9 protein-coding genes and 1 pseudogene are annotated in these 18,019 nt (G+C 60.7%); all 10 read left to right on the top strand.

Annotated elements, in window-relative coordinates:
• The first annotated feature begins 529 nt into the window (after window positions 1–529).
• The 10 genes and pseudogenes from glgA (at window position 530) to IC37_RS25920 (ending at window position 17,972) form a co-directional block, all read left to right on the top strand.
• Window positions 530–2,116 carry a glycogen synthase GlgA gene (gene glgA / locus IC37_RS25965; protein ID WP_030129156.1) on the top strand — a complete coding sequence of 529 codons (1,587 nt, stop codon included), beginning with the start codon at window positions 530–532 and terminating at the stop codon, window positions 2,114–2,116.
• Between the two features lie 13 nt (window positions 2,117–2,129).
• Window positions 2,130–3,926: a malto-oligosyltrehalose trehalohydrolase gene (gene treZ, locus IC37_RS25960; protein ID WP_030129157.1), complete on the top strand. Its 1,797-nt coding sequence runs from the start codon at window positions 2,130–2,132 to the stop codon at window positions 3,924–3,926.
• On the top strand, window positions 3,923–6,001 hold the full coding sequence (gene malQ, locus IC37_RS25955; RefSeq protein ID WP_030129158.1) for a 4-alpha-glucanotransferase: 2,079 nt from the start codon (window positions 3,923–3,925) through the stop codon (window positions 5,999–6,001). The genes treZ and malQ overlap by 4 nt, the downstream gene beginning before the upstream one ends.
• A complete protein-coding gene (locus tag IC37_RS25950; RefSeq protein WP_030129159.1) occupies window positions 5,998–8,790 on the top strand; it encodes a malto-oligosyltrehalose synthase in 2,793 nt (930 codons plus the stop codon). The genes malQ and IC37_RS25950 overlap by 4 nt, the downstream gene beginning before the upstream one ends.
• A 21-nt stretch (window positions 8,791–8,811) precedes the next feature.
• Window positions 8,812–9,156 (top strand): DUF2934 domain-containing protein, encoded by a 345-nt coding sequence (locus IC37_RS25945; RefSeq protein WP_030129160.1) that lies wholly within the window; start codon window positions 8,812–8,814, stop codon window positions 9,154–9,156.
• Between the two features lie 177 nt (window positions 9,157–9,333).
• Window positions 9,334–11,493 carry a glycogen debranching protein GlgX gene (gene glgX / locus IC37_RS25940; RefSeq protein WP_030129161.1) on the top strand — a complete coding sequence of 720 codons (2,160 nt, stop codon included), beginning with the start codon at window positions 9,334–9,336 and terminating at the stop codon, window positions 11,491–11,493.
• Between the two features lie 491 nt (window positions 11,494–11,984).
• Window positions 11,985–12,743 carry a PIG-L deacetylase family protein gene (locus IC37_RS25935; protein ID WP_030129162.1) on the top strand — a complete coding sequence of 253 codons (759 nt, stop codon included), beginning with the start codon at window positions 11,985–11,987 and terminating at the stop codon, window positions 12,741–12,743.
• 203 nt (window positions 12,744–12,946) lie between these two features.
• On the top strand, window positions 12,947–13,747 hold the full coding sequence (locus IC37_RS25930) for an endonuclease/exonuclease/phosphatase family protein (protein ID WP_030129163.1): 801 nt from the start codon (window positions 12,947–12,949) through the stop codon (window positions 13,745–13,747).
• Window positions 13,748–14,031: 284 nt separating this feature from the next.
• Window positions 14,032–16,582, top strand: a pseudogene (locus tag IC37_RS25925) (autotransporter outer membrane beta-barrel domain-containing protein).
• 322 nt (window positions 16,583–16,904) lie between these two features.
• Window positions 16,905–17,972, top strand: a complete 1,068-nt coding sequence (locus IC37_RS25920; protein WP_030129164.1) for an autotransporter outer membrane beta-barrel domain-containing protein — start codon at window positions 16,905–16,907, stop codon at window positions 17,970–17,972.
• The last annotated feature ends 47 nt before the right edge of the window (window positions 17,973–18,019 follow it).

Below are 18,019 nucleotides of genomic sequence, written 5' to 3'. Positions count from 1 at the left end.
ATTTGAAATGCATTCCCCTGTGGGAGCGGGCTTGCTCGCGAAGAGGCCCTCAACCTCACCACATCTCCAGGAATCCAACGCACCGCAATGGTGCAACCCACGTCCCATTACGCCCGATTATCGTGACTTCCCAGTCCCGATTTGACCCGCACCAGAAAACAAACCTGCACTTCGTCGGTGCATCTCCCCGCAAAACCCCATGCCTGCACCCTCTTTTGACCGATTGTCGAACAATTTCATCCGTTGGCCGCCGCCGCTCTAAGTTCTGTCCTAGACTGATTTTCGCGGAGTAAAACCGGCTGGTCATTCGGTGAAAATAATCGAAACTTTTGGTGCTGGCCGCGGGTCAGGTTAAAGGGAGGGCCAGCGACTGGTGCATTCCTTGCAACAGCCACTTCACCCAGTCAGCTTCAGCGCATGGGCAGCGCTTGCTCACCGATGCGTAGCGCGTTCGCGCCCGGCCACGGAATTGGCCACGAACACCGTTTGTGCCAGGCCTAGAATTAGATCAACAACACGGGAGATTCATATGATCAGTGCGGCTTTAGATATCCAGGGAGAACGTGCTCATCAGCAGGTCGGGGAAACGAGCACCGTCGGTGTCCTCAATGCCAAATCAGTCAATATGCCGATCCCCAAGACGCTGGCACCGGCAGCCAGCCAGAATCCCAACAAAAAGAAAGTCCTGTTCGTTACCTCGGAAATTGCCGATCTGGTGAAGACCGGAGGTCTTGGCGACGTTTCCGCCGCACTGCCGCGAGCCATGGCGCATCTGCATGATGTGCGTGTGCTGATTCCCGGTTATCCGCAAGTGATGAACAGCGAAAACCCGATTCATATCATCGGTGAGCTGGGCGGGCACGCAGCGTTGCCGCCCTGCAAGATCGGGCGCATGGACATGCCCGACGGCCTGGTCATTTACGTGTTGATCTGCCCTGAATTGTACGAGCGCGAGGGTTCACCCTACGGCGCCAACAACGGCCGAGACTGGCCGGACAACCATATTCGTTTCGCCCGGCTGGGCCTCGCAGCGGCCGATATCGCCGCCAACCTCGCGCAAATTCACTGGTGCCCGGACCTGGTGCACGCACACGACTGGCCCGCCGGCCTGGCCCCTGCTTATATGCACTGGCGTGGCCAACGCACCCCGACCCTGTTCACCATCCACAACCTGGCATACCAGGGCGTCACCAGCCTCGGCTCGTGCCCGGAACTCGGTATCCCCGCGCATGCCTTGCAACAGGAAGGCATGGAGTTTTACGGCAAGATGTCGTTCCTCAAGGCCGGCATGGCCTACTCGAGCCACATCACCACCGTCAGCGCGACCTATGCCCAGGAAATCACCACGCCGGCCTTCGGCTGCGGCCTCGACGGTTTTCTCGCCTCCAAGACCCAGCAAGGTTTGCTCAGCGGAATTCCCAATGGCATTGATGAAAGCTGGGACGCGGCCACCGATCCGCACCTGTTCCACCCGTTCGGCATCGGCGACTGGGACGGTAAAGCCGTCAATGCCGCGCACGTTCGCCGGCTGTTCGATCTCGAAGACTCCGACGGCCCGCTGTTCGCCGTGGTCTCGAGATTGGTCTACCAGAAAGGCCTGGACCTGACCGAAGCGGTAGCCGAATACATTGTCGCCAACGGCGGGCAGATCGCGATCATCGGCCGCGGCGAGCCGGAAGAAGAACAAGCCATGCGTGAACTGGCGTTGCGCTTCCCCGGGCAAATCGGCGTGCACATCGGCTTCAATGAAACCGACGCTCGCCGGATGTTCGCCGGCAGTGATTTCCTGTTGATGCCTTCGCGTTACGAACCTTGCGGCTTGAGCCAGATGTACGCGCAGCGCTTCGGTTCATTGCCGGTGGCCCGCAATACCGGTGGCCTGGCCGATACCATTGAAAACGGCGTGACCGGTTTTCTCTTCGACGAATCCACGGTGGAGAGTTATCGCGAAGCCCTGAGCCGCGCGTTCAAGGTGTTCGCCTTCCCCGGCCTGCTCAACGCCATGCGTTGCCGGGCCATGGCGGCGCCTTTCAACTGGTGCAAGGCCGTCGAACCCTACGCCGAACTCTACGAACAACTGGTGGCTAAAACGCTGGGAAAATCGGGCAAACAGTAAGAGGCTTTCAACGATGCCGTTACGGACCCTTGAGACCTGGCCCCACGGCGCAATCATGCTGGACGCAGAACACACGCGTTTTGCCTTGTGGGCGCCCGATGCGTTTTTCGTCAGTCTCGAACTGGACGATGGACAAACCCTGCCGCTGCTGCCTCAGGCCGATGGCTGGTTTGTGATCAAGACCCGCTGCACCGCGGGTACCCGCTACCGCTACAACATCGATGGCGAGCTGGAGGTGCCGGACCCGGCCTCCCGCGCCCAGACGGGCGATATCGATAGCCACAGCGTGGTGGTCGATCCCCTCGCCTATCGGTGGCAACACAGCGCCTGGCGGGGTCGGCCATGGCATGAGGCGGTGATCTACGAACTGCACGTCGGACTACTCGGTGGTTTCAGCGAGGTCGAACAGCATCTGGCGCACTTGGTCGAGCTGGGTATTACCGCCGTCGAACTGATGCCGTTGGCGCAGTTCCCCGGCGAGCGTAACTGGGGCTATGACGGGGTTTTGCTTTACGCGCCCCAGGCTTCCTACGGATCGCCCGAACAACTCAAACACCTGATCGACACGGCCCACGGCCACGGCCTGGCAGTGATTCTCGACGTGGTCTACAACCACTTCGGCCCGGATGGCAATTACCTGCATCGCTACGCCAAGGGCTTTTTCCGCGAAGACAAACACACCCCATGGGGCGCGGCGATCGACTTCCGACGGCGCGAGGTGCGCGACTTCTTTATCGACAACGCGCTGATGTGGTTGCTGGAGTACCGCTTCGACGGCCTGCGCCTGGATGCCGTGCACGCCATCGAAGACCCCGACTTTCTTCAAGAGCTGGCGCAACGGGTGCGACGGCAAACCGATCCGACGCGGCATGTGTGGCTCATGGCGGAAAACGAGCACAACCAGGCCAGCCTGCTGGAGCAAGGTTTCGACGCGCAGTGGAACGACGACGGCCATAACGCCCTGCACGTTCTGCTCACTGGCGAAACCGATGCCTATTACGCCGATTATGCCGAGCAGCCCACCGAACAGCTCGCCCGCTGCCTGAGCCAGGGCTTCGTGTTTCAGGGGCATATCACCCGCCACGGTACGCCACGGGGTGAGCCGAGCGGTCACTTGCCGCCCACAGCCTTCGTGCTTTTTCTGCAGAATCACGACCAGATTGGCAACCGCGCCTTTGGCGAGCGCCTGCATCAGCTGGCCCATCCTGATGCCCTTTACGCCGCCACCGCGTTACTGCTGTTGTCGCCGATGATCCCGCTGATGTTCATGGGCGATGAGTTCGCCGCCGAGCAACCGTTCCTGTTTTTCACCAGCCACCATGGTGAGCTGGCGGAGTTGGTGCGCGAAGGACGACGCAATGAGTTCGCAGCGTTCAGCGCCTTTGCCGACCGGCACAAACGCGAGCAGATTCCCGACCCGAACGCGACGCAGACCTTCGAAGCTTCACGGCCAAAACTGACCGCCATTCAACAACCGCCGATTTACCAGCTGTATCGCCAACTGCTGCAGATCCGCCATCGACACATCATCCCGCACCTGCCCGGCACCCAGGCGCTGGGCGCGCAGGTACTGGCCGAGGGCGCGGTGACGGCGCGCTGGCGGCTGGGCGATGGCAGTCAGTTGCGCATTGACCTGAACCTCAGCGACGCGCCCGTGGTCCACACCCCACAGGCCGACGCTACGTTGCTGTTCGAACACCCGCCACAATCGGCCGGTCTGTTGAATCAGGGCATGCTTGCCCCGTATTGCGCGCTAGTCAGCCTCACGGCCGCAGCCCCTTTGCTACCCCCGGATGGAGAGCGCCCATGAGCAATACGCAACTGGAAATACTGGCCAGCCGAGCAGGCCTGGCCGTCGACTGGATCGACGCCAATGGCCGTCCACAGAAGGTTACCCCGGCGGTGTTGCGCTCGGTGCTCAGCGGCCTTGGCCATCCCGCCAATACCGCCCAAGAGATCGACGCCAGCCTGCTGCAATTGCAGGAGGTGCAACAAACCCGGCACCTGCCACCGCTGCTGACCTGCGACGTGGGCGTTGGCCTTGATCTGTCCCACTACTTCGAACCGCAAACCCCGTGTGAGATTCATCTCGAAGACGGCTCACGGATTAACTTGAAGCTCGATGACAACGCTGTGTTGCCCGGACTGGTGCCGGTGGGTTATCAGCACGTCAGCATCGACGATCAATCCTTCACCCTGGCGGTGGCACCTGAGCGCTGCTACAGCGTCGGCGACGCGGTTGACAGTCAAAACCCGCGCGCCTGGGGCCTGAGCGTGCAGTTGTATTCGCTGCGACGCCCCGGCGATGGCGGTTTCGGCGATACCCAGGCCCTCGAAGACCTGGCCCGGGTGGCCGGCGAACGAGGCGCCGAAGCGTTGGCGATCAGCCCGCTGCATGCGATGTTCAGCGGCGACACCCAGCGTTACAGCCCTTACTCGCCGTCCAGCCGTTTGTTCCTCAATAGCCTGTACGCGGCGCCCGGTGCGATTCTCGGTGAACGTGCCCTGCGCACCGCGATCGACGCCACCGGCCTTGCCGCTGAGCTCAAGCACCTGGAACAACTTCCACTGATCGACTGGCCCACCGCCGGCGAAGCCAAGCACCGTTTGCTCGAAGCCTTGTACGAAGGATTCACCCACGGTGAACATCCCTTGCACCCAGACTTCAGCAGTTTTCGCCATGCCGGCGGCGAAGCGCTGGAAAATCATTGCCGCTTCGAAGCGATCCAGGAAGCCCGTGCGCTGCGCGGTGAAAGCCTTGACTGGCGCGAGTGGCCCGAACAATGGCGTGACCCGCGCAGCACCGCCTTGGCGCATTTTGCCGAAGAAAACTCGACCCGCATCGGTTACTACGCATTCTGCCAATGGCTGATTGCGCGCAGCCTGGAACGCGCTCAGAGCGCCGCCCGCGGTGCCGGCATGGGCATCGGCCTGATCGCCGACCTGGCGGTGGGCGCTGATGGCGGCGGCAGCCAGGCCTGGAGTCGTCAGGACGAATTGCTCGCCTCACTGACCGTGGGTGCGCCACCGGACATCCTCAACCGTTCAGGGCAGGGCTGGGGCATTTCCGCATTCTCCCCCAAAGGCCTGGTGCGCAACGGCTTTCGCGCATTCATCGAAATGCTGCGGGCCAACTTCGCCCATGCCGGCGGCCTGCGCATCGATCACGTCATGGGGCTGCAACGGCTGTGGGTGATCCCTAACGATGCGCCGCCCAGCGACGGTGCCTACCTCTATTACCCGGTGGACGACCTGCTGCGTTTGCTGACCCTCGAATCCCATCGGCATCAAGCCATCGTCCTCGGCGAAGACCTCGGCACCGTGCCCGAGGGTCTGCGCGAGAAACTCATCGCGCGCTCGATTCTCGGCATGCGCGTGCTGCTGTTCGAACAGGACAATACTCACTTCAAGCCGATTCTCGACTGGCCGGACAACGCCCTGGCAACCACCAGCACCCATGACCTGCCGACGCTCAATGGCTGGTGGCATGGCCGCGATATCGATTGGAGCGCGCGCTTGAATCTGGTCGACGCCCCGGGTGAAATCGAATGGCGCCAACATCGTGAGCGCGAGCGCGAAGGTTTGCGCCGGGTGCTGAGCCAGGACCCGCAGAACTTTCGCGAAGAGTCCCACGAAACCGATCAGGTGCTCGACGCCGCCATCCGTTTCCTCGGCCATACCCGCGCGCCGCTGGTATTGCTGCCACTGGAAGATGCCTTGGGTATCGAACAGCAGGCCAACCTGCCCGGCACCACCGACACCCATCCCAACTGGTCCCGCAGGCTACCCGGCGACAGCGAAGCCCTGCTCGATGATCCGGACGCCGCCCGGCGCCTGGAACTGCTCGCCTGTGCGCGACTTCAGGCGGCCGAGCGTGACCAATGAATCAACCGTTCAACCAACCGCTGCGGGCGACTCTACGGCTGCAATTTCATAAAGGTTTCACTCTGGATCAGGCGGTGCCGCTGGTGCCGTACTTCGCCAGCCTGGGCATCAGCCACGTCTATGCCTCGCCGCTGCTCGCCGCACGCGCGGGGTCCATGCATGGCTACGACGTGGTGGACCCGACTACCGTCAACCCTGAACTGGGCGGCGAAGCTGCATTGCGCCGTTTGGTCGGTGCATTGCGCGAACAGAACATGGGGCTGATCCTCGACATCGTCTCCAACCACATGGCCGTCGGTGGTGGCGATAACCCCTGGTGGCTCGACTTGCTCGAATGGGGGCGACTGAGCCCTTACGGCGAGTTCTTCGACATTCAATGGCACTCGCCCGACCCGTTGATGGAGGGCCAATTGCTCCTGCCTTTTTTGGCCAGCGATTACGGCATCGCCTTGCAGGACGGCACCCTTCCCTTGCGTTTCGATGCCCGGCGCGGTGCCTTTTATGTCGAGCACTACGAACATCACTTCCCGATTTGCCCGACGAACTACGGCGAACTGCTCAAGGCCAATGATCAATTGAATGCCGAGCAGGTCGAGCAGCTCAAATCCCTGGCAGACCGCTTCACTACCTTGAGCTACCAGACTGACGCGCACAGCCTGGCAATTGCGCTGAAAACGGAACTGCATGAACGGGCCAGCGATCCGGCCATTCTTCACGCCATTCAGCACACGCTCGGCACCTACGACTCGCTCACCCCCGAAGGTTTCCAGCGCCTGCATAACCTGCTGGAGCGCCAGAGTTATCGCCTGGCCAGCTGGCGCACCGCAGCAGACGACATCAACTGGCGGCGCTTTTTCGATATCAATGAACTGGGCGGCCTACGGGTCGAACGCCCGGCGGTGTTCGAGGCGACCCACGCAAAAATCTTCGAGCTGGTGGCCGAAGGTCTGGTCGACGGGCTGCGCATCGACCACATCGACGGCCTCGCCGACCCGCGCGGTTACTGCCGCAAACTGCGGCGCAGAGTCGATAGCCTGGCACCGGAGCGGCACCTGCCGATCTACGTCGAGAAGATCCTCGGCGAAGGCGAAACCCTGCATCGTGACTGGGCCATTGATGGCAGCACCGGTTATGAATTCATGAACCAGTTGTCGTTGCTGCAACATGATCCCGAAGGCGCCCGGATCTTGGGTGAACTCTGGCACCGCCACAGCGAACGGCCCGACGATTTCCGTCAGGAAGCACAACTGGCGCGTCAGCAGATTCTCAACGGCTCCCTCGCCGGGGATTTCGAAAGTGTCGCCCACGCCCTGTTGCAAGTGGCCCGGGACGACCTGATGACGCGAGACCTGACCCTCGGCGCGATTCGTCGGGCCTTGCAGGAGCTGATCGTGCACTTCCCGGTGTATCGCACTTATATCGGTCCGTTGGGCCGCTGCGATCAGGACGAGGTTTTTTTTCAGCAAGCCATGGATGGTGCCCGGCAAACCCTTGGCGAGGCCGATTGGCCGGTGCTCGACAGCCTGGCTGGCTGGCTCGGCGGCCAACCCTGGCGCAAGCGCCCGGTGGGCCGCCCACGCAAACTGCTCAAACATGCCTGCGTGAGGTTCCAGCAACTGACCTCACCGGCGGCGGCCAAGGCCGTGGAAGACACCGCGCTTTATCGCTCGGCGGAATTGCTGTCGCGCAACGATGTCGGCTACAACACCGAGCAGTTCAGCGCCCCGGTGGCTGACTTCCATGCGGCGTGCGCCAATCGCCTTGCCGAATTCCCCGACAACCTGCTGGCCACCGCGACCCACGACCACAAACGGGGGGAAGACACCCGTGCGCGGCTGGCGGTATTGAGCGAGCGCAGCGCCTGGTATGCCGAACAGGTCGAACATTGGCGAACGCTGGCCGATGAATTGCGCGTTGAACCCGGTGCGCCTTCGGCGGGCGATGAGCTGATTCTTTATCAAGCGATCCTCGGCAGTTGGCCGCTGGAACTGCGCAGCGATGATCGGGTGGCGCTTGAGGCCTACGCCAAACGCCTCTGGCAGTGGCAACGCAAAGCCCTGCGCGAAGCCAAGTTGCAAAGCAGCTGGAGTGCGCCAAACGAGGGCTATGAACAGACAACCCATGGGTTTCTCCAACGCCTGCTACTCAGCCCCGAAGGTCAGCCACTGCGCGCGGCCATTGGTGCGGCGGCGCAGAGCATCGCCGTCCCGGGCGCGTTGAATGGCTTGGCGCAAACCTTGCTGCGAATGACCGTGCCGGGGGTACCGGACCTCTATCAGGGCAACGAGTTCTGGGACTTCACGCTGGTCGATCCGGACAACCGCCGGCCGGTGGATTACGTCAGCCGTCAGCAGGCCATGCACGTACGGTTGGACCTGCCCGATCTGTTGGTGAACTGGCGTGACGGGCGCATCAAGCAAACCCTGATCGCCCAGACGTTACACCGGCGTACCGAGCATGCCGGGCTGTTTCAAAAAGGGACGTATCAAGCTCTTGAAACCCTTGGCAGCCAGGCTCACCGAATCCTGGCGTTCGCTCGTGAATGGCAGGGAAAACGGGCTATCGTGACAGTACCGATACGCTGTGCCGAACTGCTGAAAAACAGTGCCGAACCACGGATTGACGCGCCGCTCTGGGGCGACACCCGAATCAAATTGCCGTTTGCCGCCCCTGAAGATCTGAAGGGACTTTTCGCAAGCGTCGCAGTCACAAAACACAGGGAACTGATGGTCAGCGCCGCGCTGGGGGATTTCCCGGTCAATCTCTTTATCCAAACTACCCAAGCTTGAGTTCAGTTCAGGAGCATTGCGATGAGTACCGACGATAAACGTATCCGCGAATTTGCCTATCAGATCTGGGAGTCCGAAGGAAAACCCGTGGGCCAGGAAGCACGCCATTGGGAGATGGCCTGCAAACTGGCCGAAGCCGAAGCACTGGCGCCCGGCAAGTCACCGAAAGCCAGCGGCAGTAAAACCGTCGGCACCAAGCCTGCTGCCGGCAAGCCCGACGGCAAGCTGGTCAATGCCAATGGCATCGAAACCAAAGCCAAAGCCAGGCCCAAGGCCAAACCCGCCGCCGCTTCGGCAGTGACCCCGCCTGGCGAAAAAGCCACCGAGAAAAAACCTCGCGCCGCGCGTAAACCGCCAACGACCTGACGCGTTAGCACCATGCCTCGCTTGATTTGTGGCGAGGGAGCTTGCTCCCGTTGGACTGCGAAGCGGTCCCCTCTTTTTGGGGATAAGGGGGGGGCCGCTTCGCGGCCCAACGGGAGCAAGCTCCCTCGCCACAGCTGACCGGCATTAGCCCAATAATGCCCCCATGCAGGAGCACCTATGAGCAGTCCAAAGAAAACCGCGCCCGAACCTCGTGCCGAGGCCTCGCGAATCCGTGAAGGCTTGCCCTTCCCGCTAGGCGCGACCTGGGATGGCCTGGGGGTCAATTTCGCGCTGTTTTCGGCTAACGCGACCAAGGTCGAACTGTGCATCTTCGACGATGCCGGCGAGGTGGAGCTCGAGCGTATCGAGTTGCCGGAATACACCGACGAGATCTACCACGGCTACTTGCCCGACGCCCATCCGGGGTTGATCTACGGCTATCGCGTGTACGGTCCGTACGACCCGGCCAACGGTCATCGTTTCAACCCCAACAAGCTGCTGATCGATCCCTACGCCAAACAATTGGTCGGCCAATTGAAATGGTCCGAAGCATTGTTCGGGTTCACCATCGGCCACCCTGATGCCGACCTCAGTTTCGATGAACGGGACAGCGCGCCCTTCGTGCCCAAATGCAAAGTGATCGACCCGGCGCACACCTGGGGCCACGATCATCGGGTCAGCGTGCCGTGGGACAAGACCATCATTTATGAGACCCACGTACGCGGCTTCAGCATGCGTCATCCCTCTGTCCCCGAGAACTTGCGCGGCACCTTCGCCGGGCTGATGGTCGATGACGTACTGGAACACATCCGCAAGCTCGGCGTGTCGAGCGTGGAATTGCTGCCGATTCATGCCTTCGTCAATGACCAGCATCTGCTGCACAAAGGCATGACCAATTACTGGGGTTACAACAGCATCGCGTTCTTTGCCCCGGACCCGCGCTATCTGGCGAGCGGCAAGATCGCCGAGTTCAAGGAGATGGTCGCGCACCTGCATGACGCCAATCTGGAAGTGATCCTCGACGTGGTCTACAACCACACCGCCGAGGGCAACGAACAAGGCCCGACCCTGTCGATGCGTGGCATCGACAACGCCTCCTACTACCGCTTGAGGCCCGACGACAAGCGCTACTACATCAACGATTCCGGGACCGGCAACACCCTGGACCTGAGTCACCCGTGTGTACTGCAAATGGTCACCGATTCACTGCGTTACTGGGCCACGGAAATGCACGTGGACGGTTTCCGCTTCGATCTGGCAACCATTCTCGGCCGCTATCACGACGGTTTCGACGAGCGTCACAGCTTCCTCGTGGCCTGCCGCCAAGACCCGGTGCTGCGCCAGGTGAAAATGATTGCCGAATCCTGGGACTGCGGCCCCGGCGGTTATCAGGTCGGGAACTTTCCGCCGGGGTGGGTCGAGTGGAACGACAAGTTCCGCGACACCGTGCGTGCGTTCTGGAAAGGCGATGATGGTCAAATCGCCGACTTCGCCAACCGCATGACCGCGTCCGGTGAGATGTTCAATCAGCGTGGCCGGCGTCCGTATGCCTCGCTGAACTTCATCACCGCCCATGACGGTTTCACGCTCAACGATCTGGTGTCGTACAACGACAAACACAACGAAGCCAACGATGAGAACAATCAGGACGGCAGCAACAACAATCTGTCGTGGAACCACGGCGTCGAAGGCCCCACCGACGATCCCGAGATCAATGCGCTGCGCCAGCGACAAATGCGCAATTTTTTCGCCACGTTGCTGCTGTCCCAGGGCACGCCGATGCTAGTGGCCGGCGATGAGTTCGCCCGCACCCAGGAAGGCAACAACAATGCTTATTGTCAGGACAGCGAGATCGGTTGGGTCAATTGGGACCTGAGCGAAGATGGCAAGGCCCTGCTCAAGTTCGTCAAACGCCTGATCAAGTTGCGCCTGGCCTATCCGATCCTGCGGCGCGGGCGTTTCCTGGTGGGCAATTACAACGAAGACATCGGCGTCAAGGACGTGACCTGGCTGGCCCCGGATGGCAGCGAAATGTCCACCGAACAATGGGAGGAAGGCCACGGTCGTTGCCTGGGCATGCTGCTCGATGGCCGCGCCCAGGAAACCGGCATTCGCCGCAAGGGCGCCGACGCAACTCTGCTGCTGGTGGTCAATGCCCACCATGACATCGTCAATTTTCTGCTGCCGGAAGTGCCTGACGGCGGTTTCTGGACCTGCATGATCGATACCAATCAACCCTCGATTCGTGGCCAGGAACGCTTCGAGTTCGGTCACGAATATTCGGTCACCGGCCGTTCACTGCTGCTGTTCGAACTGCAGCGCGAAGAGGACGAGTGAAGGGCATCAAGGAGCGCAATGCTGTTCACTTAAGTGCGACTCTTCAATATATGCCTACCTTTGTGGCGAGCGAGCTTGCTCGCGCTGGGCTGCGTAGCGGCCCCAAAAATCTGGCAACCATCGCCGATTTTTGTGAGTGCTACGCACTCAAACGGGAGCAAGCTCCCTCGCCACAGGTTTCTCACTGACTCAAGATTCACCGGTCGGGCCGCCGCACCGCTCGCTCCTACAGGCAATTCCCGCGCCCGACTGGATAGCCGGGACGGTTTTGCTGACTATTTGCGACACCTGACACAGCTCGGATTAAAAAACCATATCAGACCAAAGGCTGGGGCGACGAATAGCGTTCCATGAGCAATACTCTCCCCGCAGCAATCCAGGGTTCGGAGCGTTGCAATGGTTATTTTTCCGACTTCACGGGTCTGCCAGGCTTGCTCCCCTGCAAGCAATGCGCATGACTGAAGGCAAGACAGAACAAGGACGTAGCGCCTATGAAATCAGTTTCCATCAGCGAAAACAGCTCGCTCGCGCAGATCTGGAACAGCGCCCCGCAACTGGACAACATCCCTGTCATCAACACCGAAACGCTGGTCCCGGCGGGCGCTCGCGCAGTAGTCATCGCGCCGCATCCCGGCGATGAAGTAGTGACCTGCGGTGGCCTGCTGCAGTTGCTGTGCTCACTCGGTCATCCTCTGCAATTGATCTCGATCACCGACGGTAGCGCCAGCCATCCGGGGTCACGACAATGGTCGGAGAAACGCCTGAGCGTGTTCCGCCCCCAGGAAAGCGTCGAAGCCTTACGCCGGCTGGGGGTGCCGATGCACAGCCTGAAGTGGATTCGTGGCGGCTTCACCGACAGCGGTCTGGCCGAGCGGGAGTCTGAATTGACCCAATTCCTCGTCCGCTATCTGCGCCCCGGTGATGTGCTATTCACCACATGGCGCGAAGACGGTAACGTCGACCATGACGCCGTCGGCCGTGCCAGCGCCAGAGCAGCGGCCCTGGTCGGGGCAACGCTCAACGAAGTACCCGTCTGGGCCTGGCACTGGCCGACGCGCGATCACGGGCTGATTCCCTGGCATCGCGCACGCAAGGTACGCCTTGACACCTGGACCGTCGCGCGCAAAAGCCACGCCACCTACGCCTACGCCAGCCAACTCGACGGCGAGCCGGCAATCGGCATCGCCCCAATGCTGCCCTCGGTGATACTGGAGCGCATGCGATTGCCGTATGAAATCGTGTTTGTCTGAAACCCGACTCTCAATCAGCTCACCATTCAATGTGGGAACGGGCTTGCTCGCGAAAGCGGTTTGCCAGCCGCCAAAGATGTATCGAATGTACCGGCCCCTTCGCGAGCAAGCCCACTCCCACATGGGATTGGCGTCGCTCAAACTGAACTGCTCGCCCGTGCATCAGTCGCATAGAAACATCAGCCTGATTCAGAGGAGTGAACGTGACCAGTGATTCCGAAAGGCAGCCCGTCGAATCAGTGCCATTGAACACGCCTGCGGCGATTCATCGACTGAGGGTGCTGACGGTCAACACCCACAAAGGCTTCACCGCCCTCAACCGGCGTTTCATCCTGCCGGAACTGCGTGAAGCGGTACGCAGCACGTCGGCGGACCTGGTGTTTCTACAGGAAGTGGTGGGTGAGCACGACCGGCATTCATCCCGTTACAACGACTGGCCACAGACCTCGCAATACGAGTTCCTGGCCGACAGCATGTGGAGCGATTTCGCTTACGGTCGCAACGCGGTCTACCCCGACGGCCACCACGGCAATGCCCTGCTGTCGAAATACCCGATCCGCGAATTTCGCAACCTCGATGTCTCGATCACCGGCCCCGAGCGGCGCGGGTTGCTGCACTGTGTGCTGGATGTGCCGGGCCATGCCGAAGTGCATGCCATTTGCGTACACCTGAGCCTGTTGGAAAGCCATCGACAACTCCAGCTCCAGTTGCTCTGCCTGTTGCTCGAGTCGCTGCCCGATGACGCCCCGGTGATTATTGCCGGCGACTTCAACGACTGGCAGTTGCAAGGCAACGCTGCCCTCGCCAGGCGCCACTACCTGCACGAAGCTTTCGAACGCCATCATGGCCGACCGGCGAAAACTTACCCGGCGCGTTTTCCCCTGCTGCGCCTGGACCGGATCTACCTGCGTAATGCCAACAGTCATGAACCGCGCATACTCGGCCACAAACCCTGGACGCACCTGTCGGACCATTTGCCGCTGGCCGTTGAAGTCCACCTTTGAGCTCTTTGCTGGTCCTATCGAAAACTGTTCATGACCGGCCGCTAAATCGTTTCACCTGTTACTTTTGACAGTAGCGACGCAAAAATACTGCTGCTACGTTGCTCTCGTCCCTACCTGGCGGTGCGGACATGCGACTCGCAGTGGCCGTCGTTGCCAAAGGCTCTCGATTTACGGGTGATTGCTTTCCCGATGCCGTCTCGCAACTCGCGCTGCCCAAGGTGTCTGATGCCTTGCCGCTTTTGACAAGTGGCAACTCAGTCGCCGACCCACCAGCGGAGACGAGCATGAAATTTTTCAGCGATCTGCCCAAGTACCGTTATAGCGTCTGTGCAGTTTCAATCTGGTTATGCCTAGGCTGGTCCCAACCCACCCAAGCGGCCTGTACGCTCAGCCCCACCGCCGGCAACGACAACTTCGTTTGTGACAGCGCCAGCAGCGGACCGTTGACCGATCTGGCGGGCAATAACAGCCTGACCTTCCCCGCTAATAGCACCGGCACTATCAATGGCAACGTGACGTTCGGGGCCGGCACAGACACGGTAGACATGAATTCCGGGCGCATCGTCGGTACGCTGGATCAGGGTGACGGCGCTGACAACTTCAACATCAGCGACGGACAGATCACCGGGGCCGTCAACCAGGGCAATGGCGTCGATAATTTCACCATGAGCGGCGGCACCCTCCAGTCCCTGGCCCAAGGCGACAGCCGCGACTTCTTCTTGATGACCGGCGGCACCATCATCGACGCCTTCGAGGACGGCGACACCGCCAGAATGACCGGTGGCACCATCGGCCGGGTCGACATGAAACTCGATAACAATCGGTTCGATCTCTCCGGCGGGCAGATCCTCGGCAATCTGGTCACCGGTTTCGGCACCGACACCATCATCGTGTCCGGTGGCAGGATCGGCGGCAATATTAGTGTCAGCGGTGGCAACGACAGCATCACGGTCACCGGTGGCGAAGTCGTCGGCGAGATCCGCACCAGCGCTGGCAACGACACTTTTGTATGGGATGGCGGTGGGATTATCCACTCGGCGATCCTCATGGGCGACGGCGACGACAGTGCGACCCTGCGCAATATCGGGGAGAGCACGCTCGCCCAGACCCCGAGCCTCAACGGTGGCACTGGCAACGATGTGCTGACCTTCGATCACACAACCACCGCGGGTGCCGACCGCTGCGCCAATTGGGAAACGGTAAACCTGAATGAAAGTTCGCAGTTCGATCTCACCGGTAACCTTGTGCTGGGTGACAGCACTACCGGTACCCGCGTGTTCAATATCGACGGCAGCAGCGTCCTGACATCGACGCAAGGCAGTATCACGCCATTCACCGCTGGCCAGCATGCAACGCTGACCAACGCCGGCACAATCGACCTGAGCAGCGGCAATACCCGCACCAATGACACCCTGACAGTGCAGGGCAATTATTCGGGTAATGGCGGCCAGCTGTTTATGCAAAGTGTGGTGGGTGATGACACCTCCCCCAGTGACAAACTGGTGGTCGTCGACGGGGCCATGACCGGCACCACGGCGATTTCCGTTAGCAATATCGGCGGTACTGGCGCCCTGACCCGGCAGAACGGCATTCAGTTGGTCCAGGCCCAAGGCACGGCGAGCAGCGACAACGGGGCGTTTACCTTGAAATCCCCGGTGTCCGCGGGCGCCTATGATTACTACCTGTTCAAGGGTGGCGTCACGGCCGGCAGCGAAAACAGTTGGTACCTGCGTTCGTCCGTCGTCGCGGCCCCGTTGGTGGCCGTGCCCAACCCGGACCCGGCCTTGCCGCCGATTCTAGTGCCGCTGGTGGCGGCGCCCGTGGCTGCCACAGGTACCCCATCGTTGCCGACCGCCGAACCCGGCGCAGCACCGGTTCCGCTGTACCGACCGGAAGTCCCGACCTGGTCCGTATTACCACCGGCTGCGGCACAACTGACCCTGTTGGCACTGGGCACGTTCCATGATCGCCAGGGCGATCAGCGCCTGCTCAACGAAACCGGTGTCTTTGGCGCTGGATGGGGCCGGGTATACGGCAAAAACTTCGACCAGACCTGGGCCGGCACGGTGACGCCGCGGCTCGACGGATCGGTCAACGGTTTTCAAGTCGGCAACGACGTGTACAGTTCGCAAACCTCGGGTGGGCAAACCCCAGCGCACCGGTTTTTTCGTCGGCCACACCCGCTTGCGGGGTGATGTCGATGGCTTCAATCAAGGCTTCGAAGGCAAACGCGCCGGCAAGGTGGAGCTAGAAGGTGACAGTTACGGCCTGTACTGGACGCTGACTGATTCGAAAGGCTGGTACGTCGACACCGTGGTGATGGGCACTCGGCTGGATGGCGACAACCGTTCCGAACGCGGACTGAAACTCGACAACCGTGGTCACGCCCTCACCCTCTCGGCCGAGGCCGGTTATCCGATGGCGGTGGGGCACAACTGGGTCATGGAACCTCAGGTGCAAGTGATCCATCAAAAAGTCTCCCTCGACAGTCAGGACGATGGCATTTCACGCATCTCGTTCGATTCCGACGGCGCCTGGACCGGTCGCCTCGGTGCTCGACTCAAAGGGCGCTACGCAGTCATGGGCCGGCCGCTCGAACCTTATGTGCGGGCCAATCTTTGGCACACGTTTTCGGGCACTGACACGGTGACATTCGATGGTGCCGAGCAGATCGGGACCCAACAAAAATATTCTTCGGCCGATCTCGGCGTCGGCGTGGTACTGAGTCTCGCATCAACGGTCGGTGTATACGCCAGCGCCGACTACAGCAGCAATATCGACAGCAATCACCTGCGCGGAACGAGCGCAAATATCGGGGTGCGCATGAGTTGGTAGAACAATCCACTGCGTCCAGAAAACTTTTGAGCGAGCGGATTTTTGATGATTTTTCGCACAAACAACAACTTAGTTATACGTCAAAAATCAGTCACTTATAGCCAATAAAATAGCCATACCACTTATCGGCCATTTTCTTGACGCGGCGCCATGGGTCTTCTTAGCTAGAGCTTACTACCCCCGGAAATCCATCAGGGGCAAGCCTTCAGACTCTCGTAAAAACGGGCGGGTCGGACCTTGCCCCAATCCATTCGGTCGCCCCTCATTCGGGGTAGGAGAGACGCCACAGCGAGATACGCATGCGATTGCAAGGTAGACCCCCATGAAAACTTCGCTCACCCCACAAGAGATCAAAATCACGTTTTGCACTGTCACAGGTTCACTCCTGCTGTGTTCATCCATGGAGGTGCGGGCCGCGTCTGCCGACGATGAAACAGCCCCCTGGTACAACCAGGCATTGCCGACCCTTACCTTGCCGGCCGACTCAGCCACGTATCCCGGCCGCTTACGCTTCAATCCAGACTTACAAAGCTCACGCCTGACGGTAGAAGACGCCGCGCCTTCGGCCTGGGACCACGTCTATGGAAAGGCATCACGGCAGGCCCAGACCGATTATCTGGCCCAGGGTTCTTCTATCCCCGGCGCCACTGAATTCAAAGGCCCGGCGCTGCTGACCGTACAAAGCAACAGCGGCCATACCCAACGGGTCGGACTGATCGGCGGCACCACCCAATTCCAGGGCAATGACAACGGTCTGCTGACCAGCCGCGCCCTCGCCGATCCCGGCCATGACACGCTCAACCTTCAAGGCCAAAGTCTCGGCGCCTACTGGAGCCTGACCGGCCCGCAAGGCTGGCACGTGGACTTAACGGCCAGCGGTGGCCGGGTCAACGGATACAGCCGCAATGAACAGGGCGCGCGACAAGCCACCGAAGGCAGCGCGGTGACGTTGTCGGTGGAAGGTGGTTTCCCGATTGGTCTGGGTAATAACTGGGTGATCGAACCCCAGGCACAGTTGATCAATCAACGCATTACGCTGGATACGCCGTATGCCGGTTCTGGTAATGCGTCATCCAGCGACTTGACGTCCTGGAGCGGTCGGGTCGGTGCACGCTTGAAGGGCAGTTACGATATTAACGGCCTGCCGGTCGAACCCTATGTTCGGACCAACGTGTGGCACACGGTGTACACCGGCAATACCGTGAGCCTGGATCAGGTCGACAAAATCAGCAGCAGCCGCAACTCGTCGACGGTAGATGTGGGTCTGGGGCTAGTGGCCAGAGTGACGCCTTTGGTCAGCCTGTATATCAGCGCCGATTACAGCAGCGATGTGGATGACAATGATTTGAACGGGTTGATTGGCAGCCTTGGGGTGCGGATGCGGTGGTGAGCGCATGACACAAGAAGCGCTTTGTTCGATCTGGCCTCTTCGCGAGC

This window comes from Pseudomonas sp. QTF5, from assembly GCF_000512695.2.
Classification (GTDB): Bacteria; Pseudomonadota; Gammaproteobacteria; order Pseudomonadales; family Pseudomonadaceae; genus Aquipseudomonas.
Note: the sequence above shows the minus strand (reverse complement) of the source record. Positions and strands in the feature narration are given on the sequence as shown.